Here is a 21,545-nt window from a genome sequence, read left to right on the forward strand (position 1 = left end):
CCATCATGATGCGCTCCACCCTCATCAAGAAGGCTTGGCTCGGGCTGGTGCTGGTGGGTCTGTCGGCCGTGGCGGGGCTGCTGCCCCGCGAGGCGCAGGCCGAGCCGCTGTACTTCGCGCTGGAGGTGCGGCGCGAGGGGCGGCTGGTGGCGCAGCCCAAGCTGCTGGGCGAGACGGGCCGCACGGTGCGCGCCGAGCGTCGCAAGCCGGGCGCGAGCACGCCGGACTACCGGCTCGTGCTCACCCCCAAGGCCGAGGGCGAGTCGTTCCGCCTGGAGCTCGACCTGGTGCTGCCGGAGATCAAGGGACACTCGGAGCTGGCGCTGCTGCACGGCCAGGAGCGCAAGGTGCAGCTCGGCCGCTGGCCCGGCGACCTCGAGGTGTCCCTCCTCCTGATGAAGGTGGACTCGCCCGAGTTCAAGGCGCTGATGGACCTGGCGGCGGATCCGGACGAGCGCGGCTCCGGCCGTCCCATCTGAGCCGCGCCCCTTCGCCTCTTTCTAGAGGACGGCCAGGTCGTCGCGGTGCACGGCCTCGTCGAGGTAGCGGTAGCCGAGCACGGACTCGATGTCGGTGCTCTTGAGCCCCGCGATGCGCCGCAGCTCCCCATCGTCGTAGGAGCTGAGCCCGCGGGCGAACACCTGCCCCTGCTCGTCCACGAGGTCCACCGGATCTCCCCGGCCGAACTCCCCCTCCACCGAGCCGATGCCCGAGGGCAGCAGGCTGCGCTTGCCCACCACGATGGCGTCGCGAGCCCCCGCGTCCACGAGGAGCCGGCCCTTGGGCTTGAGCGCATGGGCGATCCACGCCGTGCGCGCGCTGCGCCGGGTACCCGCGCTCTCGAAGAGGGTCCCCACGGCTTCACCCGACAGCACGGAGCGCAGGCGGCCGGGCACGGCGCCCGAGGTGATGAGGCAGCGGATGCCGAGCTCGGTGACGCGGGCCGCGGCGCGAATCTTCGTGGACATGCCGCCCGTGCCCACCTGCGAGCCGGAGCCCCCGGCCAGGGCGAGCAGCTCGGGCGTGACAGCGGCCACCTCGGGGAGCAGCCGGGCGTCCGGGTCCTTCCGGGGGTCCGCCGTGAAGAGGCCCTCCACGTCGGAGAGGACGATGAGCGCATCGGCCTCCACCACGCCGGCCACCAGCGCGGCCAGGGTGTCGTTGTCACCGAACTTGAGCTCGTCCACCGAGACGGTGTCGTTCTCGTTGATGATGGGCACCACGTTGGACTCGATGAGGCGCTCCAGCGCGTGCTTCACATTGAGGTAGCGGCGGCGGTCCTGCACGTCGCCATGGGTGAGGAGCACCTGGGCCACGCGCCGGTCCGCCTTGCCGAAGGCCTCCTCGTACGCCTGCATGAGGCGGCTCTGGCCCACCGCCGCACAGGCCTGCTTGCCGGGAATGTCCTTGGGACGCGCGTGCAGCCCCAGCCGCTCGACGCCGAGCGCGATGGCCCCGCTCGACACCACCACCAATTCCCGGTCCTGGGCCGCCCAGAGGAGGTCCTCTCCCAGCGCCTCGAAGTGGGCCCGGTTGAAGCGTCCCGTGGCGTTGGTGAGGGCGTTGGTCCCAATCTTCACCACCACGCGCCGAGCGGCGCGCACCGCGTCTCGTCCGGAAAGAGTCACGGACAAAGGGTACGCCGGAAGGACTCGCGGCGGGTGCGTGTTGTACGAGGTCGGCCATTTGGGAAACCCGGAGATGAATCCGGGCCCGAAGGCACCTATCCTCCTTGTTAGTGAAGAGGAAAGGGCCGACGGCGGAGCGCGGACGCCCTTCCACCCGCGCGGGAGAAGGACACTTTTGAAGGAAATCTACGGCAACACGCTGGGACTCAAGGCAAGCGAGCAGAGCCGGCTGCGCAACACGTACCGCCGCCGCGTCTCGCCACATGAAATCGTCTCCCCGGAGCTCGCCCGCCACCTCACCGAGCTGTCGAGGGAAACCAACCGCCAGGTCGGCGTCCTGCTCAACCGCAAGGGCGAAATCGAGTACGTCGTCGTCGGCAACGCCCACAAGCTGGAGCTGCCGGACATCGGCCGCGCTCGCGCCGGTCAGGTGCGTCTGCGTGGCCTGCGCCTGGTGCACACGCACCTCAAGAGCGAGCCGCTCACCAAGGACGACCTGACGGACCTCGCGCTGCTGCGCCTGGACATGGTCGTCGCCGTGGGCGTGAGCTCCAGCGGCCTGCCCGGAGTGATGCACTACGCCCACCTCGTGCCCGAGAACGGCACCGGTGACTTCTGGCGCGTCTCCACCCTGCCCAACGTCCATGACGAGCAGCCCGACATGCTCGACACGCTCGAGGCCCTGGAGGAGGAGCTCAACCGCAAGGCCGCCGCGCGCACCGTGTCGGGCCGCGACAAGGCCATCCTCGTGGCCCTGTGCCTCGACGGCAACCGCGCCCACGCCGAGGCCAGCCTCGCCGAGCTCAAGGAGCTCGCGCGCACCGCCGGCGTCGAGGTCATCGACAGCGTGCTGCAGATGCGCCGCGAGGCCGACCCGCGCTACCTCATCGGCCGCGGCAAGCTCGAGGACCTCAACCTGCGCTCCATGCAGGCCATGGCCGACGTCCTCATCTTCGACAAGGACCTCACGCCCTCTCAGGGCCGCCACATCAGCGAGGCCACCAGCCTCAAGGTCATCGACCGCACCCAGCTCATCCTCGACATCTTCGCCCAGCGGGCGCAGAGCGCCGAGGGCAAGCTCCAGGTCGAGCTCGCCCAGCTCAAGTACCGCCTGCCCCGGCTCGTCCAGAGCGACACCTCGCTCAGCCGTCTGGCCGGTGGCATCGGCGGGCGTGGTCCCGGTGAGACGAAGCTCGAAATCGACCGCCGCCGCGCGCGCGATCGCATCAACCACCTGGAGAAGCGCATCGACGCGCTCTCCCGCGAGCGCAATGTCCGCCGGGCGCAGCGCAACCGCCGCGACCTGCCCGTCATCTCCATCGTGGGCTACACCAACGCGGGCAAGTCCACGCTCCTCAACGCCATCACCGGCTCCGAGGTGCTCGCGGAGAACAAGCTGTTCGCCACCCTGGATCCCACCAGCCGCCGGCTGCGCTTCCCCCAGGAGCGCGAGGTCATCATCACCGACACGGTGGGTTTCATCCGCGACCTGCCCAAGGACCTGGTGGCCGCCTTCCGCGCCACGCTCGAGGAGCTCTACGACGCGGACCTCCTCCTGCACGTGGTGGACGCGGGCGACCCGTCCCGCGACGAGCAGGTGGAGGCCGTGGAGAACATCCTCGAGTCGCTCGAGCTGATGCAGAAGCCCCGCCTCATGGTGTGGAACAAGGCGGACCTCCTCACCCAGGAAGAGGTGGGCTCGCTGCTGCGCACCCGCGGCGGTGTGGCCATCAGCGCCGCCAGCCGAGAGGGCCTCTCCGCCCTGCTCGCCAAGGCGGACACCACCCTCTTCGCCGAGGGGGCCTCGCGCGAGCTCGGCCTGATCGCCGATGAAGTCCCCCACGAGCTCGCGCCCGCCAACGAGGACGCCTCGGACGGGCTCGACGAGCAGGAAGCCACGCACAACCTCGGGGTGGCGTAGCCCCCGGGTTGCCGGGGTTGCGGGCGGGCACCGGGCACTCTACAGTCCCGGTGCCGTGTCCATGCCGCTCGCCCCCGTCCTCCTGTCCCCGCTGCTCGCGCTCTCCATCTTCGGTTCGGACCCCGACCGGCCCACCTCGTCGGTGGACGCCAACTACTTCGAGCTGCTCGAGCGCAACAGCCACATCGTCTACCCCGCCCTGGCCCTGATGGTGCTCGGGCTGGTGGCGCTCGCCATCATCCAGGCCTCCAAGGCCCACGACATGGATGGGGCCGTGAAGGCCGAGTTCAAGAAGCTCATCGTCGACGAGCTGCGCCGCTACCCCGCGGGCCTGGAGACGCCGGACCTGGCGTCCGCCACGGGCCTGGATCGCACCAAGCTGGTGCGGCTGTTGGACCAGATGCAGCAGGATGGCGTGCTCCTCTCGCACGTCACCACCCAGCGCCAGACCGTGTGGCGCGTGAAGGGCGTGGGCGGCCGCTCGTACTGAGCCCGGCGCCCCTCCCGCCTCCCCCTCACATCAGCTCGGACTTGGGCTGGCGCGTCATCAGCTCCACCACCGCGGCGCGGGCACTCTTGCCCTCGTAGGCGATGGCGTAGACCTGATCGCAGATGGGCAGCTCCACCCCCACCTTGCGCGACAGGTCCCGCGCGCTCTTCGCCGTCTTCACGCCCTCGGCCACCTGCTTCATGTCGCCCAGGATGTCCTGGAGCGAGCGGCCCCGGCCCAGCTCCATGCCCACATGCCGGTTGCGGCTGAGCTCGCCGGTGCAGGTGAGCACCAGGTCCCCCATGCCCGACAGGCCCGAGAGCGTGAGCGGGTTGCCGCCCTTGCGCACCGCCAGGCGCGTAATCTCCGCGAGGCCCCGGGTGATGATGGCCGCGCGGGCGTTGTTGCCCATGCCCAGCCCGTCCGCGATGCCCGCCGCGATGGCGATGACGTTCTTGAGCGCGCCGCCATACTGCACCCCCATCACGTCCTGCGAGGTGTAGGAGCGGAACGTCTCCGTCTGCAGCGCCTTCTGGCAGCGCACGGCCACCTTCTCCCAGTGCGAGGCGATGGTGACGACGGTGGGCATGCGCTGGGCCAGCTCCTTGGCGAAGCTGGGGCCGGAGAGCACCGCGATGTAGGGGTGGAACTGCTCGGGCAGACAGTCCTCGAGCAGCTCCGTCATGGTGAGGAGCGTCTCGTTTTCGATTCCCTTGGCCACGGTGATGACGGGCACGTGCCGGGGCAGGTGGGGCAGCGCCTGGGCCACCACCTGGCGCGTGGCATGGCTGGGCGCGGCCAGCACCACCATCTCCGAGCCCTCCAGCGCCTCCTGGAGGCTGGTGGTGGCCCGCACGCGCGAGGAGATGGGGATGCCCGGCAGGTAGCCGGCGTTCTCGTGGCGGGTGTTGATGGCGTCGACGAGCGCGGCATCCCGGCCCCACAGACCCACCTGCTCGCAATTAACGGCGAGCACGTTGGCGAGGGCGGTACCGAAGGAGCCGGAGCCGATGACACTGGCGCGCATGGAGCGAATCTCCCGGGGGGACGAGGGGTGGCGCAGCTTAGACCACACCCTACCCGGGGACGAGGTTTCCCAGCAGGCGGGCGGCGCAGCGTCGGGCAGCAGTCAGGCCGCACTTCCTCGTGGCCACCGGGGGCCCGGACCGGTCTACATTCCGCCGCTTCGCGGGAGTCCGCACAGGAGGGAGTCCGGGATGAGGGCAGGTAGGGGCGCGGCAGTGGTGCTGGCACTGGCGCTCGGCGCGTGCCGCTCGCGCGACGCGGGGACGACGGACGCGGGCACGCTGCCCCCACCGGGCTCCCTCACCTGCGAGGCGCTCGTCTCCGCCGAGGTGCGCGACTCGCTGCCGGGCTTCCGCCTGACGGAGGAGCGGCCGTGCCCCACGTGCGGGCCGATGTGCACCTTCCGCTCGGCCGAGCAGAAGGACGTCACCGTCTCCATCTCCTATGACTGCCGCAAGCGCTTCGAGGGCGAGGACGTGCGGGGACTGCTCTCCCCCGCCCTGCGCGCCGGAGGCGTGGAGGTGCCCGCGCTCGGCAAGGCCGCCGCCCGCCGCGAGCCCGTGCCCGGCATGCTCCAGGTGTCCGCCTGGGACGACGACACGCCGTGCGGGATTGTCGTCACGTGGCTGGGCAAGGACCGGGAGCGCGCGCTCGACATCGCCCGCATGACGCTCTTCGCCATCACCCCCGAGCGCCTCATGCAGGCCGGCACGCCTCCGGCCATCGGCGGCTCCACCACGCCGGACGCCGGCCCGGCTCCCGACGCCGGCCTGCGCTGAGGGCTCGAAGCTCAACAACGCCAGCACACAGGAGATACACATGTCTGGCTTCAGGCTCTGGGCTGCTGACAAAGACAGTACGCGTTGATTGGCTTTGTTGGCGTGTGGGTCCTCACCCCGTCGTGTGGATTACCTCCAGGACATGGACAACGCATTGAAGCGGCTCTCGCGCACCGTTGCCTCGTTCGACAACATGGGCGCGGCGCTCAAGTGGCTCGCCGGACAACCGGAGCCCCGCTTCGGTGCTCGCGTGGACGTCACGGGCAAGCCCTATCTCGTTGTGCGTCAGCGCAGTGAGACGTGGTTCTTGATTCCAGCGCCCCCCATTCCCTCCTTCGAGGAGCTGACAAGGGAGTCCTCAGTGAAGAAGCCGCGCTCCCCCAGCGTCACTCGTAGTCGACCATGAGTGGTGTGCGGCAGAAAACCACATCACTCGTAGTCGACTACGACCGTCCGGCCCCCACCCCCTGAGAGCAGCCTGTCGCTCGGCGCGAGCACCCGGCGGGCCGGAGAGGTAAAGGAGAGGGGCCGTGCCAAGCTCCCAGCCCTCCGTCATCCTCAGCTTCCGGCGCACCTTCGCGCTGCTCATCGTCCTGGTCGTCCTCCCCTCGGCCGGGCTGTCCGGCTTCGGCGTGGTCGCCATCATCAACGAGCGCGCCGCCGTGGAGAAACGCCTCGAGGCCACCTGGCAGGGCACCCTCGAGTCGCTCGCCGAGGACCTGCCCTCCGCCCTGCGCTCCGCCCACTTCGAGCTCCTGGACGGCCAGCCCCGCCTCGTGGCTCCCAACGGGCGCCCGCTCTCCACCAAGGTCTCCTTCCGCCTCGAGGGCCAGCAGGTCAACTCCACCGACCCCGAGCTCGCCGCCGCCCTGCACGCCGTGCAGTCCTCCGCCGCCGACTTCCCTCCCGGCACCTCCATCTTCTCCCTCATGGTCGGCGGACATGCCGCCCTCCTCGCCGCCGAGCGCCACGGCGACGCCGTCCACGGCGTGCGCCTCTCCCAGGACGCCGTGGAGGTGCTGCTCGACGAGCGCGCCGAGCGCTGGGTCTCCTCCAGCGAGCCCGTGCGCTTCGCCCTGCTCGCCCGCCAGGAGCCCGTGGGCGAGGGCCTCATGGGCAAGCTCGTGTCCGAGGTCGCCCAGGCCCGCGCCAACGCGCTCGGGCCCCGCGTGCTCGCCGAATTGGTGCTGCCCATCCCCCTGCAGGACTTCCGCCTCGGCGTGGTGCCCACCGGCGAGGACCCCATCGCCCGCGCCTCCACCCGCAACCGCGTCGTGTACGTGGTGCTGCTCGGCCTCTTCTACGTCACCCTCACCTTCGGCGTCGTCTACACCGGCCGCGTCCTCTACCGCGAGGCCCGCCTCTCGCGCATGAAGACGGACTTCGTCTCGCTCGTCAGCCATGAGCTGCGCACCCCCGTCACCTCCATCCGCATGTTCATCGAGACGCTCGCCCTGGGCCGCGTGAAGGATCCCGCCCAGACGCAGGAAGTGCTGCGCATGCTCACCCAGGAGACCGAGCGCCTGAGCACCCTCATCGACCGGGTGCTCGACTGGTCGCGCATCGAGAGCGGCCGCAAGCACTACCACCGCGAGACCCTCCCCGTCCCCGCCATCGTCGACACCGCCGTGTCCGCCTTCCGCGCCCAGCGCCTCGAGGGCGATATGCAACTGTCCATCGACCTGCCCGAGGGCCTTCCCCCCGTGGACGTGGACCGGGACGCCATCGCCGGCGCCCTGCTCAACCTGTTGCAAAATGCCTACAAGTACAGCCGGGAGGACAAACGCATCGCGCTCACCGTCCGGGCTGATCGAAAATGGGTGGACCTCTCCGTGGAGGACCACGGCATGGGCATCGCGCCGGGAGACCGCAAACGCATCTTCGAGCGCTTCTACCGGGTGGATAACCTCCTCACCCGCAAGACGGAGGGCAGTGGGTTGGGACTGGCCATCGCCAAGCGCATTGTCGAGGCCCACGGCGGCCGCATCACCCTCAAGAGCGAGCTGGGCAAGGGCAGCCGCTTCACCATCCAGCTCCCGGCGGGCAAGCCATGAGCGACAAGCCCACACGCATCCTCGTCGTCGAGGACGACCTGGCCATCCTCACCGGCCTGTCCATGAACCTGAAGTTCGAGGGCTACGAGGTCCTCCAGGCCCAGGACGGCCGCACGGGCCTGGCCCGCGCGCTCGACGAGTCCCCGGACCTCGTGGTGCTCGACCTCATGCTCCCCGAGCTCAACGGCTACGAGGTCGTCAAGGAGCTGCGCCAGCGCGGCCGCGACACCCCCATCGTCGTCCTCAGCGCCAAGGGCTCCGAGCCGGACAAGATTCTCGGCCTCAACCTCGGCGCCGATGACTACGTGGTGAAGCCCTTCGGCCTGCAGGAGCTGCTCGCGCGCATCAAGGCCGTGCTGCGCCGGCGCTACCCCACCTCGGGCGCCCCTCCTCCCGTGGGCTTCGGCGACGTGCAGGTGGACCTCACCGCCAAGACGGTCACCCGCGGAGACAAGCCCGTGGAGCTCACCGCCCAGGAGTTCAAGCTGCTCGCCCACTTCCTCGCGCACCCGGGGCGCACCTTCAGCCGCGAGGAGCTGCTGAGCGCCGCCTGGGGCTATGACTACGAGGGCAGCGCCCGCACCGTGGACAACTTCATGCGCCAGCTGCGCCTCAAGCTCGAGCCCGACCCCGAGGAGCCCCGGCACTTCCTCACCGTGCGCGGGCTCGGCTACCGCTTCGATCGCTGAGCCTTCCCCGCCCCTCCCGCGTCCGCTGCCGGACAGAGCCGCCGCTTCCCCAGATGGCTCCCGCCCCCAGGCTCCTTATGAGGAGGGGGTGGGTTCCGCGCGTCATCCCTGGACATGGCTCGGCGTTCTGGCCGTGTGGGTCTCCGTCTCCGGGACGGCCCATGCGACCGAGACCGACCAGTACTTCGCCATCGACAAGCCCCTGCGGGACTCGCTCGGCGTTCTCAACGAGAAGATCAACCGCGACGTCCTCGGCGCCCTGGAGCTGGTGAACCGCGGCGACTGGGAGCACACCTCCTGCCAGGACGTCTCCCAACGCGTCTACCAGCGCTTCCGCATCGCGGGGCTCCACAAAATCGAGCTCTGGGCGGAGAACACCCCGCGCATCGACCGCTCGCCGCACCACGCCGAGTACGAGGGCTTCCTGCGCGAGTCCTCCCTCTACCGCAACTCGCGCTTCTGGGACTGGGGCCTCACCTTCGGCGTGCGGCCCACCTTCAACGTCGACGGCATCCACATGGGCGCCGACAAGCTCTCCCACTTCTTCCAGACGGGATGGAAGTACCACAAGCGCTTCCGCGCCCTGCGCCAGGCGGGCGTCCCCGAACACGAGGCGCTCGAGCAGGTGGTGCGCTACGGCGTGGGGACGGAGTACGGCTCGCTCGGCCTGGGGGCCACGGGGGTGTTCTCCTTCGGAGACCTCGAGGCCAACTACCAGGGCTTCCGCTTCTACCGGAGCCTGTGCGAGGGCGAGCAACCCCGCCTCGTGAAAACAGCCGGGGGCTGGCGGCTCCAGCGTCCCTTCGACTGGCGCGAGTACCTCTCTCGCCGGCTCGACGAGAGCTGCAACAACTCCGCCTTCACCCCCAAGCGCTGGAGCGAGGTCCAGGCCAACCTGCGGCGGGACTACTGCCCGCGGCTCGACACCGAGGTGTTCCGCGAGCACTCCCAGCAGTGCGCCCACTCCTCTCGCGAGCCCGATGACTTCAACGCCCGCTACGTCCGGGAGTTGAGCTCCCTCGGCCTGGCCCCGCGCCAGGAGGACTTCTCCCTCTGGGCCGCCTGCGGCCGGAGCCCACCGGAGTCCGGCACCGGCATCGGCGGCGCGGAGGCACCGCGAAGCGCCACGGAGGCGGACCTCGGGCCCCCGCCCCACTACGAGACACCGCGCTTCGACGAGGCCCTCCTCCGGCCCCGCTTCGAGCTCGGCGCGGGCGGATTCGGCGGCGCGGGCGCGGACTGGAATGGCCTGCTCCAGACGCGCTTCGTGCTCCAGCGGACCGTGGTGCCGGAAGATGCGTGGGACGCCGTGCGGACTCCGGAGTACCTGCTCTGGGCCTCGCTCGATGGAAGGCTCGCGCTCTCCAGCGCCGCGCTCCCCTACGCCGACCTGCACTTCACCGCGGTGGAGCGGCGCTTCGAGCTGAACGACGTGGACACCGGCGACACGCTCGCCGTGGGCGTGGCCCTCGCCCCCATGCGCTTCACGCGCTTCACCCGGATGGACCGGAAGCTGGGCGTCGAGCTCTCCCTCGCCGGAGCCCAGGTGCGCAAGGGCACGCACTTCGGCGAGCGGCGGCGGCTGGGCGTCTTCGCCTCCGTGGCGCTGGACGCCGTCGGCTACAAGGCCGCCTTCCACCTCTCCAGCCCCGACACCTTCCACGGGGTGCACGCCGCCTCCGTGCTCGCGGAGACGGGCGCGGAGCTGCTCCTCGGAGAGCCCCTGCGGCTCGGGCTCGTCCTGGGCGGGAGCGCGGGCGTCAGCCTCGGGTGGAGCCGCGGCTATGGGTTCTCGGCCCCGTCGGACCTCGGGGCCTGGGCCGAGGCGCAGGTGGACGTGACGCGCTCCCTGCGCCTCTTCGCCCGCGGCCAGCTCGACGCCCTCCGCGAGCCCGCGCGCGGCCAGATCCTCTCCGCCCCCGCCTTCTCCGCGGGCGCCGCGCTCCGCTTCTGACTACCCCTCCACCACGCCGATGTGCCGCTCGTCCTCGGCGTCGAAGGGCTTGCCGTCGAACCACCCGTACCGCTCGCGGGGCGTGAGCCCACAGGCCTTCATCGCCTCGTCCAGTTCCTCGGTGTTGAAGGGCCTCAGCCGCAGGCGCCGGATGCCGAGCGGCGCTCCAGGCTGCCTCCGCTCGCGCAGGTGGAAGGCGAAGAGCGGCCGGCGCGGCTCGAGCGCGGCACCGGGCTCGGCATCCTCGTCCCGCGAGGTGGGCTCCGCCGGTGGGTTGAGCACGTCGTAGGCGAAGGTGCCTCCGGGCTCCAGGTGGTGGCGCACCGTGGCCAGGAAGGCCTCGAGGTCCTCGTGCGAGCCCATCATCCCCAGCGCGTTTTGAGGAGCGAACACCACGGGGAAGCGCTCGGCCAGGCGCAGCGCGCGCGGGTCGGCGTGCATCAACCGTACGCGGGCGGATACCTCGGGCGGCTCCGAGGCCCGCAGCTCCTCGGCCGCCTGCACCATCCGCTCCGAGGGGTCCACGCCGAGCACCGTCACGCCGGCCTCGGCCAGCGCCCACACCACGCGCCCATTGGCCGCGCCCAACACCAGCACGGCGCCGCCCTGCTCGGTCGCCCGGCGGGTATAGAAGAGAAGGTCGGGCTCCTGCCCGACGAGGGAGAGCGGCGTGCGGCCGCGGACGTCGTTTCCGGCCATGGAGCTTCCGGCGTAGCACGGATGGAGGCCCAACGGGGTCAGCACCCTGCCGCTCCTGGGCACCGGTGTACCCATGCCCTGTCCGGGAGCCGACGCAAGGGCCCGTCTCCGAGAGGGTGCGGGCTGGCACCCGCCTTGCGAGGAGTCAACGCGGGGGGTGCCACGTGGGCACCCGGGTTCCTCACAACGGGTGGGCAGGGACATGAAGGCCGGATGGCGGTGGGCGGCGCTCGTCGTGGCGGGCGCGGTGTGGGCGGGCTGCAGTGAAGTGAACGATGACGCCTCGGGGGACGGCAACCGCCGGGCGGGCAATGACGTCGGCACCCCGAGTCCCGACGCGGGCACGGGGAATGACGGCGGCACGCCTCATGACGGCGGCACGGGCAATGACGGCGGCTCGGGCAATGACGGCGGCTCGGGCAATGACGGCGGCACGCCTCATGACGGCGGCACGGGCAATGACGGCGGCTCGGGTGACGACGGCGGCGGCTCGCAGCAGGTGGAGCAGGCCATCGAGTTCTCCACCACCTCGGGCTGGCAGTTCTTCGGCACCCAGCACGGAGGGCCCCGGCGCGTCTACGGCGTGACGGCGGACGAGGGCGGCAACGTCTGGGTGGCCGGTGGCGAGGACGGCCTCTTCCTGCTCAAGCCGGGCGCCACCACGCTCCAGCGCTTCACCCTGGCCGACGGCCTGCACCCCTACGGCTACATGCCCGATGGCAGCGATGCGCCGGGCGAGAAGTACCTCAAGGTCATCTCCGTGGCCGGTGGCCCCGCGGGCACCGTCTTCGTGGGCTACGAGGGCAAGCCGGGCAAGGGCTCCGACCACTGCGAGAGCAACTGGGATCGCCATGACGGCATCGCGCCGGATCCCTCGCGCTACAAGAGCGGCGACGCGGACAAGGTGACGCTGCGCGCGGATGACACCCTGCAGGTGGTCCACTACGACATCTTCTCGGGCCCCACCGTGGTGCGCGACGAGCAGCGCGGCCGCGAGAAGCTCTGCAACATCCTGCGCATCGCCTACGACAAGAACACCCAGAGCGTCTGGTTCGGCGGCAACCACGGCTTCGCCCGCGGCGACGCGCGCTTCACCGGCAACAACACCTGCAACGGTCAGCTCTCGTGCGCCGGGGTGCTCGAGCACGTGCACCCGCACATCAACGCCCTGGGCGCCGACGGCAACTCCATCCTCCTCACCGACGCCTACTACGGCATGGCCGTCCACTCGAGCGGCGATGTCTTCGTCGGCGGCGCCAACCGCGCCACCCGCTTCCGCTACGGCAGCAATGGCAACAACTACTGGCGCGCCCAGAGCATGACCGAGGACAAGCCCTATCCGTGGAACCGCTTCGACATCTGGCCCGACAAGGTCGGCGAGCCCAACATGCCCCGGCCCTCGGACCGCGTGGACGACAACGTCTCCGGCATGGCCGTGTCCGGTGACGACACCGTCTGGGTCAGCTCCTTCAGCCAGGGCCTCGCGCGGATGAACGCCGAGGGCGGTGACGTCCACTACCTCGGCCTGCCCGACAAGCACCTGGCCGGCCTCGCCGTGGACCCCGCCGACGGCAGCGTGTGGACCGGCGCCTACTGGCTCGGCCTCGTCTTCCGCGTGAAGGACGGCAGCGTCATCACCTACGGCTGCAATGACTTCGGCAACCGCCTGTGCGGCAGCCGCGTCCGTGACATCCAGGTGGACCGCTCCAACGGCGGGCGCCGCATCCTCGTCGGCTTCTACGGCAACGACGACACCCACGTGCCCGGGGCCCTCGGCATCTACACCGGGAACTGAGGACGCCGTGTGAAGCCCGGGTTCCCCTTCGTTCCCGCGGAGGGGAACCCCCGGGTCATTTCGACGGCTCCTCGGGGCCCCCCGGGTCCTTCTCAGGAGGCGCCGCCGGCAAGGAGCGGGTGCCCACCGCCACCTGCCGGATGAGAAGGGCTTGCTGTTCGGCCTCCCGGGCCTGAGCCTCGAAGCGCGTCAGCGAGATCGCTTGCTTGTGCTCGCGCGCCCTGGCGACCATGCGCCGGGCCAGCGCCGCCCGCTCCTCCAGCGCGCGCACCGCGGCCCACAACGCCGAGTCCACCGAGGACTGCTGTCCGGCTCCAAGCGCCTCCGCCGTGTAGTCATGGCCGACGCGGCAACGGAAGCGCAACAGTCCCTCCTCGTTCAGCTCGAAGAGGACTCCCCCGCAGTCCGGGCAGGAGAAGTGCGAGGGGGTGGCGTCCTCGGGTGCCTTGTTGATGGCGTTCGGGTCCGAGAGCTGGCTCCCTACCTCCTGTTCCAGCGCCCGCGAGGGTCGCGGCTTCCTCGAGGTGTCGATGGGCGTCCTGGCCAACCGGTCGAGCAGGCTTCCGAGCTCCTCCAGGGGCATGCAGTAGTCCGTGGCCACATACTCCAGCGCGCTGCGTGGCATGTCCGCACAGTAGGCGTCCGCCGGATCCTGCACGACCGCCACGCCGCCCTGGGACTTGATGGCCATCAACCCCGACGTGCCACAGTTGAGCGCCCCCGTGAGCACGACCCCGACCACGCGCGGCCCGTATGCGAGCGCCGCCGAGCGGAAGAGGGGGTCCACCGCCGGGCGGTGGTTGTTCTCGAGAGGGCCCTTCACCACTCGCACGCGCCCAGGTTCCACCAGCAGGTGCCTGTCACTGGGAGCGACGTAGATACAGCCGGGCCGCAGCGACTCGCCATCCTTCGGGTGAGCGGCCGGCACGGGGCCGGAGCGGGAGAGGATCTCCGGCAGCCTGCTGCGATGTCCAGCGGGCAGGTGGAGGACCACGCAGACGGCCGCGGGCAGATCCGCGGGGAACCGGGCCACGAGGCTCTTGAGGGCTTCCACTCCTCCCATGGAGGCACCGATAACGATGAGGTCATGCGTGTCGCGTCGTGCCATGCAGCGCCACCCGATTGAAGGCACTTCAAGCCTGGACACGCCGTCGACCAACGACACCAGACAGGGCAAGGCCTCGGCCGCCCGCTCGCAGACGCTCGTGACGTGCCCTCGACGGGCCCCACGTCCGGCCCACCTGGGTGCGTGGGAGGACCGACCAGGTGGCGGCGGCGCCTACGCCCCCAAGGAGGGACGCTTCTCCAGAGCGGGCCCTGGCTTGCTCCCCGCGTGGAGCGCGGCCGTGGCGAGGCTCGCCAGGGCCACCAGCGCCAGGGCCGAGAGCCCCACGGCGTCCCAGTGGACGATGGACACGCCTCGGAGTGCCTGGACGGCGAGCACCCCCATCCCCCCGACATAGGCGACACCCGAGGCGCGGACGAGGGCCAGGCGCCGCGTCTCGGAGAGGTGCCGCCGGCGCGCGAGCAGCGCCGCGAGCAGGGGGAGCACCTGCATGGCGTGCAGCCCGAGGAAGTGCGCCGGCCGCATGTCACCGGCCACGGTGCTCCAGCCAACCAGGGGCAGCCCGGGGCCACCATCCGGCGCGCCGAACGTGTGCGAGCCCGACTCGAGCACCCCCTGCCGGGTCCGCAGGGACTCGAGCTGCGTGGGCCTCGGGTTCGTCATGAAGTACCCGAGCCCCATGCCCATCACCGCCGCGATGAAGCCGAGGCGCAGCGCCGCCGCGAGCGGGCGATCCTCCAGCCGCGAGCGCAACAGCACCACCGCCAGCAGGATCATCGTCCCCCACAGCACCGTGATGGTGATGCCCATGACGCTGAAGATGGCGGCGTCGAGGGGCGAGCCCACGTTGAAGTGACTGCGCACCCCGCGCGCCGCCTGGAGCGTGATGGCCACCATCTCGATGGCGCTGGCCACGGCGAGGATGTTGCCCGTCACCCGCACGAGCCGCGGCCGCTCGGAGAGGAAGGAGAAGAAGTACAGCAGCGAGGCGTTGTACGCGGCGAGCGACAGGAAGAACTTCGTCGGCTTGAGCCAGAGGGGCTCGCCCATCAGGTGCCGCGCATCCAGGAAGAGCCCGAGCGTGGTGCACACGGCGCCCAGGGCCATGGCGGCCGTGGCGAGGGTGAGCAGCGGAGAGATGGACCAGGCGCGGTTCCAGAGGGAGCGCGCGGACGGGACGGAGGCGGGAGCGGACATCAGCGGACTCCTTCGGTGACGAGAGGGGCGGCCGGCGGGGACAGCGGAGCGACGGGCGGCAGGAAGCGGCGGGTGGCGAGACGGACGAGCGCGTAGGCGAGATAGCCGGTGGGGCCGAGCATGAAGGTCAGCACGAGGCAGGGCGCGACGAGCAGGTGGGGGATGCCCCGGCGTTGGGAATCCGCGAGCACCACCCGGCCCACCAGGAAGTCGAAGGCGAGGTAGTGGATCCACCCCGCCAGCAGCATGCCGGGGCGCTGGAGCGCGGCGCCGATGTGCTCCAGCGTGTCGAACTGGCCGAGCAGCCCCGGCAGGTGCGGCGCCACGAGCGACACGTAGAGGACGCCGATCGCCAGCGGGAGGACGTCGCTCTCCAGCACCCAGCGCGTGACGCGCGCCCGGGGCGCCAGCACCATCGCCCCCCAGCCCAGCAGCACCGGGACGTTCAGGATTCTCAGCAGCAGCTCGCCATCCATGGGCCCTCCAGCGGTTCGACCGCTTCGATGTGACCTATGTAAACATTGTATGTATCCACTGTCAACATGGCCAGCGGGGAGGGATTTGACGCCCGGTTCGGGCCCGGGGAATGCTCGCCCCCCCAGGACAAGGACCGGGTATGAATCACTCTCTCGCTTGTTCGTCCCGAAAGGCACCGGGCGTCCGCGCGGCAATCCCGGCCACTGCACCCTCTACGACTTCAACGACATGAGCTGCACCGGCCCGGAGTGCGAGTAGTCGCCGCGTCCGCGTGCCTCGACACCGTGGTTGCGAACCGCCCGGCCATCAGCTGCCACGCTCCAGCGCTCAGCGGGGCCACCGTGAGCGCACCGCGCGGTCAATCAACGTCTTGTAGGCGAGCGCTCCAGGAACGCTGCCCACCAGCCAGAAGACAACGGCCTCGAGGAAGAAGAAGCGCTCCCGCCCGGCGATCCCCAGGTGGGTGAGGACCAGCCCGCCCGTGCTGGCCAGCGCCCCACCGAGCAGGCCCGCCCGCGCGGGAGCCCGGCCGAGACCGAAGAGCCAACCCCCGAGTGCACCGCTCATCGCGCCGACAGCGAGCACCAGCGGCCGATTCACCTCGGGATCTCCACCGAACCCGGCCGCTTCCTGCGCGCCGATCACCGCGGGCAGGAACATCAACACGAAGCCTATCTGGTTGAGGCGCGTGGCCCCGTCCTCACGATGCAGGGCGAATGGATTGACGTTGTCTTTCACTCGAGGCTCCCGGGGCCGTCTGGCATCCTACTTCAGCAGCGCACCCGCCCCACCGCCACCTACCGCAGGGGCGGCGCGGGTTGAGTCCCTCGCATCGCCGCACCTATAAGCCCGGGTCCTCGTCCTCCACGACAGCCCCTGGACGCCGGGGCCAGTCCCCTCGCCGGAGGTATGGCGTGTCCACCCATCTCGTTGGTCCGCGCCTGGCAGAGACGCGGCAGCGCCCCTGGTTGGGCGCTTGGGCCCTCATCGTCCTCTTGCTCCAGGCCGCATGCGCCACGGGCGTTCCTCGAGACGACGTGCGAGTGGGATCGCCCTACCGGCCACCGGCCCCCCGTTCTGTCGCGGAGGCCGGGGAGGCGGAGGGTGAGGCAGAGGGCGAGCGGGTTCACCTCTCCCTGTCCGCCCGCTTCGAGGCGGTGCGGGTGAGCGACCTCCAGCTCAACGAGGCCCTCACCACCCTGGTGCTGAACATGCCGCTGCGGGTGGCCGGCTCTTCATTCCCGCTCTACCCCCACCGGAAGCTGGCGCTGGCTTCCACCCCGCTCACGGGCGAGGCATGGCGCACACCCCTGGCGCAGTCCTACGGGCGTTTCTGCGAGCGGCAGGGCACGCCGGGCGACTGCCTCGGGTTGTTCAAGGACGGGCCAGGCCTGGACGGCGAGGACAAGCGCGACCTCGCCCTGGCGCTCTCCGTGAACGCGGCGCTGGAGGCCCGCGACGCGGAGCTGCGCTCCATGTTCTCCACGACGCAACTGTGGACGACGCTGAGCCTCACCCTCATCGGCTACATGGCCTTGGTTTCGGCACCCGAGCCCGTCTCGAAAGGAATCTCCGCGGCACTCGCCCTACTCATGTGGGGCTACCTGGGCTGGGAGCTCTTCGACCTGATAGGGGCCTGGTTCAAGCTCTGGGAGGAGGCGGCCGAGGCCAGCACGTTCGTGGAGCTGCGCGAGGCGGGGGACCGCTTCGGCAAGGTCATCGGGCCCAACAGCGTGCGGATTCTCCTCCTGCTGGGCACGGCGGCGATCGGGGACACGGCGGCGCTCGTGTCCAGGGCCCCGAAGCTGCCGGGCTTCGCGAAAGCCGCCGGTGCGCTCGAGTCCCACGTCGGCATCCGCGACGTGCTCACGGCCGCGCTGGAGGCGGACGGGGTGCGGGTCGCCGTAGCCGAGGGCACCTTCAGTGTCGTCCTGCCCGCCAACGTCTTGAGCATGGCCGCGAGCGGCGCTCCGGCTCGCGTGGATCCGCCAAAGAAGAAGCCGCAGTTGCACCACATCGCCACGGTCGAGAACGAGAAGTCCACCTCGCGCGGCGGGCCCTGGACGCAGCGGTTCAAGGCGATTTTCGACAAGGCGGGCATGTCGATGGAGGACCCGGCCAATCAGGTCGCCCTCGAAGGGCACAAGGGGCCTCACCCGGAGGCGTACCACAAGGAGGTCTACCGCCGCCTGCGCGAGGCAACGAGCACATGCCGGAGCGCCCTGGACTGTCGAAACGCCTTGGCCACTGAACTCCGGCGGATGGCACAAGAACTCACCGATGGAAGCTCCACGCTCTCCAAGCTCCTCTTCGCGGGCTCTCCGCGTTAAGGGGGTGTCATGGCGAACCGGTATTTCGACCTGAGTGACGACGTCTACATCCCCGGTCGCTGGGACCTGGGTCCCCCCACGGACGCGCAGGGCCGAAAGGTTGATGACTACGTTTTCACGAAGGGGGAACCGGTCACTTTCGAGGGTAGACCCAGAATCCCCCTGCGCGGAGGCGATGGGGAAGCGCTGGACTTCTCCGAAGCAGGCCTCGGCATCCCCCTTGTCAGCGCCAGAGCCGCCGCAATCTTCGCCAGGCTGGCGCCCAACGATGTGCAGCTCATCCCCGTCGATGTCGAGGCGCATCCCGAGCCCTTCTACCTCCTCGTCTGCACACGCGTGGTGAAGTGCATCGACGATGAGAAGTCCGGCGAGGTGCAGTATTGGAAGCCGGAGGACGGGCGTCCGGAGAAGACAGGAACCTACCGGGCCGTGCACCTCATGCGGATCGACTCCACGAAAGTGGGCGATGCCCAGGTGTTCCGTCCCTGGGGCTACGAAGTGGTCCTCATCGTCTCCGAGGACCTCAAGCAGGCCCTGGAGAACCTGGGCGCCACGGGCCCCCAATTCACGGAGGTCACCGGCCCGGCCGTCAACACCCCCGAGGAGCGCGAGCGGACCCGGAAGCGCCACGAGCTGTTCGACACCGCGGACACCGCTCGTCAAGCCGCCTGGCGCACCCTGGGCACGCTGGACAAGGCGGTCATCATGCCCATCGCCATGAGCGACTCGTGGCCGGGCCACCGGCAGCTCTGGCACGTCATCCGTCGCGAGGCCGGGCGCACCCTGCTCGTCACGCACGGGCTCTCGGACCCGTTCATCGAGCGCCTGGAGCCCTCCGTGGGCTTCGGCCTGGAGCTCGCCCTGGAGGTGGATGCGGCCGTGAAGGACCTCTCCAAGGGCTGGCCCCTGCTGCTGCTGGAGCGCGTCTCGGAGGAGCTCACCGCACACGAGCAGGTGCGCGAGCACGTGAAGGCGGGCCTCTTCTCCATGGAAGTGTCCGGGAAGGGCCTGCCCAAGTCCCTCGTCACCGAGGCAGGCAGGGTGGCCGTGCTGCTGGGCGTGGCGTCACGCTCGCTGCCGGGTCACTTCCCCACACCGTATGGGGAGGTGAAGCTCGTCACCGTCAAGGCCCTGCTGCCCCCGGAGCTGAAATACCTGCTGGAGCATGGCGCTCAGGGACAGACCGAGCTGGCACGGCGCTTCGTGGCCAGCGGCGAGGAGCACCTGTCGCGTCTCAAGAGGAAACCCGTGGTGTAGCACCCGGATGTCACTTGGGGGCCCTGGAGCGAAGGGCCTCCCACAGCCGCGCGTGGTTGAGCAGGATGTCCTTGATGCCGCTCTGGACGGCTTCGGAGTCCAACGCCTGCTTGCTCATCACCGTGTGCGCGTCGAGCGCCTCGATGATGGCGTTCAATATCTCCTGCCGGAGATCCGGCGAGCTCGCGAACTGCTCCTTGGTGTTGCTCGCCGCCTGCTGAATCAGCGTGGCGGACTCCAGCAGCTTCCCCATCAGGACGTTGTTCACGTAGACGAGCTTGTCCTGGTCCGAGAGCTCCCCCTCGAACAGCGTGTTCACCTTCTCGATGATTTCGTCGAGCCGGGCGCGCTCCTTGTCCTGCACGCTGCCGCCTCCCGTCTTGACCTGGCTGCCGGCCGTTCTCTGTAATCGTCGACTCTGGCCGTCCAGCCCGGTCGGCTCGCCCGCGGAGGTGCGGTCATGTCCAGTCCTTCTGTCGAGACTCGCCCCGTGGACACACGGCGGCCCTCGCGCGTGGGCGCGTTGGCCCTGGCCGCGCTGATGCTGGTGACAGCGTGCGCCACGGGGGCTCCCATGGGCGGAGGGCCGACGGCCCGGGAAGAAGCCGTCTTCACCCATCTGCCCACGGACTTCGCTCCCGTGCAGGTGAGCGACTCCCAGGTCACGGCGGCGCTGACGACGCTCTGGCTCGACATGCCGCTGCGGGTGGCCACGCCCCGCCCCCCGCTGTATGTCGGCCGCAGGCTGGCGTTGGCCTCCGCCCCCTCGCGTGGCGAAGCGGGGCAATCGGGCCTGGGCCGGTCCTATGGGCAGTTTTGCGAGCGGTGCGGTACTCCAGGGGATTGCCTGACGCTGTTCGAAGACGGGCCCCGCTTCCAGGATGACGACAAGCGCAGCCTCGCGCTCGCCCTGGGGGTAGGGCCAGCCCTGGAAGGTGTGAGCGCGGAAGTACGGGCCCTGGTCAACCCCACGCGCGTGCTGGCCATGCTCAGCGTCACCCTGGTGGTCTACATGGGCATGTTGCTGGCACCGGTACCGGAGCCGGTGACGAAAAGCCTGGCGCTCGGATTCACCGTGCTCATGTGGGGTTATCTCGGGTGGGAGTTCTTCGACGTGCTGCGGGCCTATGCGCAGCTTCACGAAGACGCCCCCCGGGCCTCGACCTTCGCGGAGCTGCGCGAAATAGGCGAGCGGTTCGGCCATGTCATTGGCCCCAACAGCGTGCGGATTCTCGTGATGGTGGGGACGGCGGCGATTGGTGAAACGGTGGCGCTCGCCTCCAAGGCGCCAAAGCTGCCGGGATTCGAGCAGGCCTCCAGGGCGGTGGAAGCAAGAACCGGCATGCGTCTGCTGGAGGCGGCGACCGGAGCCGAGCGCGTCATCGTCTCCGTGCCCGAGGGCACGATCCGCCTCGTGGCGGCACCTCACGTCGTGGCCATGGCTGGCCGGAGCTTGACCGCTGGGAGTTCCGCGCCGAGCCGGGGCAGGCTCCTGCCCAACGGACACAGGGCGTGGGGCTCGTATAGTGGCTTCAAGTCGGCCATGGGACCCGCGGGCCCGGGAAGGCAATGGCATCACATCGTGGAGCAGACTCCTGGCAACGTGAAGCGCTTCGGCGGGGAGGCCCTGCACAATACCGAGAACGTCACCGCGTTGGGGGAGTCCATCCACACGCGCGTCAGTGCGTTCTACTCGTCCATTCAGCCCAAGATCACGAACTCCAACACCCTGACCATGCGGCAATGGCTCAGCACTCAATCCTATGAGGCACAGCGCGAGTTCGGTTTGCTGGCCATCAAGAACATTACCGGAGGCATCTGGTGACTCAGCTCGAGCAACTCGTGGCGGAGTTCGCCGAGAACGTGGCCGCCCAGACGGACTCCATCTGGAGAGGTGACGCGAAGACCGGCAACAAACACGCCAGGCGCTACATCGCGGCATTCGGCAAGTTGATCGCACATGGTGATGCCGGGCGCGATGCGCTCACCGTCCTGTTCAAGCACCCTCGCATGGATGTTCGGGTCTCGGCCGCTGCCTATCTGCTCCGGTACCGGACGGCGGAGGCCCGCACGATACTGGACGAAGCGGCGAGGGGTGAGGGGCTGGTACCCTTTGAAGCCTCACTCGTATTGAAGAATTGGGAAAACGGTACGTGGGCCCTGGACCCCGGGTGACTCGTCAC

21 protein-coding genes are annotated in these 21,545 nt (G+C 69.9%); 13 read left to right on the forward strand and 8 right to left on the reverse strand.

Annotated features, from left to right (window positions below):
• Positions 1–5 precede the first annotated feature (5 nt).
• A complete protein-coding gene (locus tag ACJ8AN_RS22290) occupies positions 6–479 on the forward strand; it encodes a hypothetical protein (RefSeq protein WP_407757444.1) in 474 nt (157 codons plus the stop codon).
• A gap of 21 nt (positions 480–500) precedes the next feature.
• Here ACJ8AN_RS22290 and proB read toward each other — a convergent pair whose 3' ends face one another.
• Positions 501–1,628, reverse strand: a complete 1,128-nt coding sequence (gene proB, locus ACJ8AN_RS22295) for a glutamate 5-kinase (protein ID WP_407757445.1) — start codon at positions 1,626–1,628, stop codon at positions 501–503.
• 175 nt (positions 1,629–1,803) lie between these two features.
• On the opposite strand from proB, the gene hflX reads away from it, so the two are divergent.
• Positions 1,804–3,549 carry a GTPase HflX gene (gene hflX, locus ACJ8AN_RS22300; protein WP_407757446.1) on the forward strand — a complete coding sequence of 582 codons (1,746 nt, stop codon included), beginning with the start codon at positions 1,804–1,806 and terminating at the stop codon, positions 3,547–3,549.
• Between the two features lie 61 nt (positions 3,550–3,610).
• Entirely contained in the window at positions 3,611–4,039 is a 429-nt protein-coding gene (locus ACJ8AN_RS22305; RefSeq protein ID WP_407757447.1) for a hypothetical protein, read from the forward strand.
• 25 nt (positions 4,040–4,064) lie between these two features.
• On the opposite strand, the gene ACJ8AN_RS22310 is transcribed toward ACJ8AN_RS22305, so the two are convergent.
• On the reverse strand, positions 4,065–5,066 hold the full coding sequence (locus tag ACJ8AN_RS22310) for an NAD(P)H-dependent glycerol-3-phosphate dehydrogenase (RefSeq protein ID WP_407757448.1): 1,002 nt from the start codon (positions 5,064–5,066) through the stop codon (positions 4,065–4,067).
• Between the two features lie 190 nt (positions 5,067–5,256).
• On the opposite strand from ACJ8AN_RS22310, the gene ACJ8AN_RS22315 reads away from it, so the two are divergent.
• The 5 genes from ACJ8AN_RS22315 (at position 5,257) to ACJ8AN_RS22335 (ending at position 10,541) form a co-directional block, all read left to right on the forward strand.
• Positions 5,257–5,844: a hypothetical protein gene (locus ACJ8AN_RS22315; protein WP_407757449.1), complete on the forward strand. Its 588-nt coding sequence runs from the start codon at positions 5,257–5,259 to the stop codon at positions 5,842–5,844.
• A gap of 142 nt (positions 5,845–5,986) precedes the next feature.
• Complete coding sequence (locus ACJ8AN_RS22320; RefSeq protein ID WP_407757450.1) at positions 5,987–6,250, forward strand: hypothetical protein; 264 nt, start codon at positions 5,987–5,989, stop codon at positions 6,248–6,250.
• 124 nt (positions 6,251–6,374) lie between these two features.
• A complete protein-coding gene (locus ACJ8AN_RS22325; RefSeq protein WP_407757451.1) occupies positions 6,375–7,898 on the forward strand; it encodes a sensor histidine kinase in 1,524 nt (507 codons plus the stop codon).
• A complete protein-coding gene (locus ACJ8AN_RS22330; RefSeq protein ID WP_407757452.1) occupies positions 7,895–8,587 on the forward strand; it encodes a response regulator transcription factor in 693 nt (230 codons plus the stop codon). Before ACJ8AN_RS22325 ends, ACJ8AN_RS22330 begins: the two co-directional genes overlap by 4 nt.
• A gap of 88 nt (positions 8,588–8,675) precedes the next feature.
• The gene (locus tag ACJ8AN_RS22335; protein WP_407757453.1) at positions 8,676–10,541 is read left to right on the forward strand and encodes a hypothetical protein; all 1,866 of its coding nucleotides are present in this window, start codon (positions 8,676–8,678) and stop codon (positions 10,539–10,541) included.
• On the opposite strand, the gene ACJ8AN_RS22340 is transcribed toward ACJ8AN_RS22335, so the two are convergent.
• Positions 10,542–11,240: a class I SAM-dependent methyltransferase gene (locus ACJ8AN_RS22340; protein WP_407757454.1), complete on the reverse strand. Its 699-nt coding sequence runs from the start codon at positions 11,238–11,240 to the stop codon at positions 10,542–10,544.
• Between the two features lie 202 nt (positions 11,241–11,442).
• On the opposite strand from ACJ8AN_RS22340, the gene ACJ8AN_RS22345 reads away from it, so the two are divergent.
• Positions 11,443–13,035 (forward strand): hypothetical protein, encoded by a 1,593-nt coding sequence (locus ACJ8AN_RS22345; protein WP_407757455.1) that lies wholly within the window; start codon positions 11,443–11,445, stop codon positions 13,033–13,035.
• 55 nt (positions 13,036–13,090) lie between these two features.
• Here the strand turns inward: ACJ8AN_RS22345 and ACJ8AN_RS22350 are convergent, their stop codons facing one another.
• The 4 genes from ACJ8AN_RS22350 to ACJ8AN_RS22365 all read right to left on the reverse strand — a co-directional run bounded on the left by ACJ8AN_RS22350 (position 13,091) and on the right by ACJ8AN_RS22365 (position 16,513).
• Positions 13,091–14,143: a chemotaxis protein CheB gene (locus tag ACJ8AN_RS22350; protein ID WP_407757456.1), complete on the reverse strand. Its 1,053-nt coding sequence runs from the start codon at positions 14,141–14,143 to the stop codon at positions 13,091–13,093.
• 171 nt (positions 14,144–14,314) lie between these two features.
• Entirely contained in the window at positions 14,315–15,298 is a 984-nt protein-coding gene (locus ACJ8AN_RS22355) for a hypothetical protein (RefSeq protein ID WP_407757457.1), read from the reverse strand.
• Positions 15,298–15,774, reverse strand: coding sequence for an ABA4-like family protein (locus ACJ8AN_RS22360; protein ID WP_407757458.1), 477 nt, complete (start codon positions 15,772–15,774; stop codon positions 15,298–15,300). The genes ACJ8AN_RS22355 and ACJ8AN_RS22360 overlap by 1 nt, the downstream gene beginning before the upstream one ends.
• Positions 15,775–16,102: 328 nt before the next feature.
• Positions 16,103–16,513, reverse strand: coding sequence for a hypothetical protein (locus ACJ8AN_RS22365; protein WP_407757459.1), 411 nt, complete (start codon positions 16,511–16,513; stop codon positions 16,103–16,105).
• A 299-nt stretch (positions 16,514–16,812) separates the two neighbouring features.
• Here ACJ8AN_RS22365 and ACJ8AN_RS22370 point away from each other — a divergent pair, with 299 nt between their 5' ends.
• Together ACJ8AN_RS22370 and ACJ8AN_RS22375 are read left to right on the forward strand one after the other, a co-directional pair.
• On the forward strand, positions 16,813–18,105 hold the full coding sequence (locus ACJ8AN_RS22370) for an AHH domain-containing protein (RefSeq protein ID WP_407757460.1): 1,293 nt from the start codon (positions 16,813–16,815) through the stop codon (positions 18,103–18,105).
• 9 nt (positions 18,106–18,114) lie between these two features.
• Positions 18,115–19,362 (forward strand): imm11 family protein, encoded by a 1,248-nt coding sequence (locus tag ACJ8AN_RS22375; RefSeq protein WP_407757461.1) that lies wholly within the window; start codon positions 18,115–18,117, stop codon positions 19,360–19,362.
• Positions 19,363–19,372: 10 nt separating this feature from the next.
• Here the strand turns inward: ACJ8AN_RS22375 and ACJ8AN_RS22380 are convergent, their stop codons facing one another.
• Positions 19,373–19,726, reverse strand: coding sequence for a hypothetical protein (locus ACJ8AN_RS22380; RefSeq protein WP_407757462.1), 354 nt, complete (start codon positions 19,724–19,726; stop codon positions 19,373–19,375).
• Positions 19,727–19,822: 96 nt separating this feature from the next.
• Between ACJ8AN_RS22380 and ACJ8AN_RS22385 the strand changes: the two genes are divergently transcribed.
• Both ACJ8AN_RS22385 and ACJ8AN_RS22390 read left to right on the forward strand, forming a co-directional pair.
• Positions 19,823–21,187, forward strand: coding sequence for a hypothetical protein (locus ACJ8AN_RS22385; protein ID WP_407757463.1), 1,365 nt, complete (start codon positions 19,823–19,825; stop codon positions 21,185–21,187).
• Positions 21,184–21,537, forward strand: a complete 354-nt coding sequence (locus ACJ8AN_RS22390) for a DUF2019 domain-containing protein (protein WP_407757464.1) — start codon at positions 21,184–21,186, stop codon at positions 21,535–21,537. Before ACJ8AN_RS22385 ends, ACJ8AN_RS22390 begins: the two co-directional genes overlap by 4 nt.
• The last annotated feature ends 8 nt before the right edge of the window (positions 21,538–21,545 follow it).

The sequence above is a fragment of the Archangium sp. genome, assembly GCF_045802675.1.
Lineage (GTDB): Bacteria > Myxococcota > Myxococcia > Myxococcales > Myxococcaceae > Archangium.

What these genes read in the sequence shown, in the direction of transcription:
- ACJ8AN_RS22290 (WP_407757444.1), top strand. Translation starts at nt 6, where the DNA reads ATGATGCGCTCCACCCTCATCAAGAAGGCTTGGCTCGGGCTGGTGCTG.
- ACJ8AN_RS22305 (WP_407757447.1), top strand. Translation starts at nt 3,611, where the DNA reads ATGCCGCTCGCCCCCGTCCTCCTGTCCCCGCTGCTCGCGCTCTCCATC.
- ACJ8AN_RS22310 (WP_407757448.1), bottom strand. Translation starts at nt 5,066, where the DNA reads ATGCGCGCCAGTGTCATCGGCTCCGGCTCCTTCGGTACCGCCCTCGCC.
- ACJ8AN_RS22315 (WP_407757449.1), top strand. Translation starts at nt 5,257, where the DNA reads ATGAGGGCAGGTAGGGGCGCGGCAGTGGTGCTGGCACTGGCGCTCGGC.
- ACJ8AN_RS22320 (WP_407757450.1), top strand. Translation starts at nt 5,987, where the DNA reads ATGGACAACGCATTGAAGCGGCTCTCGCGCACCGTTGCCTCGTTCGAC.
- ACJ8AN_RS22330 (WP_407757452.1), top strand. Translation starts at nt 7,895, where the DNA reads ATGAGCGACAAGCCCACACGCATCCTCGTCGTCGAGGACGACCTGGCC.
- ACJ8AN_RS22340 (WP_407757454.1), bottom strand. Translation starts at nt 11,240, where the DNA reads ATGGCCGGAAACGACGTCCGCGGCCGCACGCCGCTCTCCCTCGTCGGG.
- ACJ8AN_RS22345 (WP_407757455.1), top strand. Translation starts at nt 11,443, where the DNA reads ATGAAGGCCGGATGGCGGTGGGCGGCGCTCGTCGTGGCGGGCGCGGTG.
- ACJ8AN_RS22350 (WP_407757456.1), bottom strand. Translation starts at nt 14,143, where the DNA reads ATGGCACGACGCGACACGCATGACCTCATCGTTATCGGTGCCTCCATG.
- ACJ8AN_RS22355 (WP_407757457.1), bottom strand. Translation starts at nt 15,298, where the DNA reads ATGTCCGCTCCCGCCTCCGTCCCGTCCGCGCGCTCCCTCTGGAACCGC.
- ACJ8AN_RS22360 (WP_407757458.1), bottom strand. Translation starts at nt 15,774, where the DNA reads ATGGATGGCGAGCTGCTGCTGAGAATCCTGAACGTCCCGGTGCTGCTG.
- ACJ8AN_RS22375 (WP_407757461.1), top strand. Translation starts at nt 18,115, where the DNA reads ATGGCGAACCGGTATTTCGACCTGAGTGACGACGTCTACATCCCCGGT.
- ACJ8AN_RS22385 (WP_407757463.1), top strand. Translation starts at nt 19,823, where the DNA reads ATGTCCAGTCCTTCTGTCGAGACTCGCCCCGTGGACACACGGCGGCCC.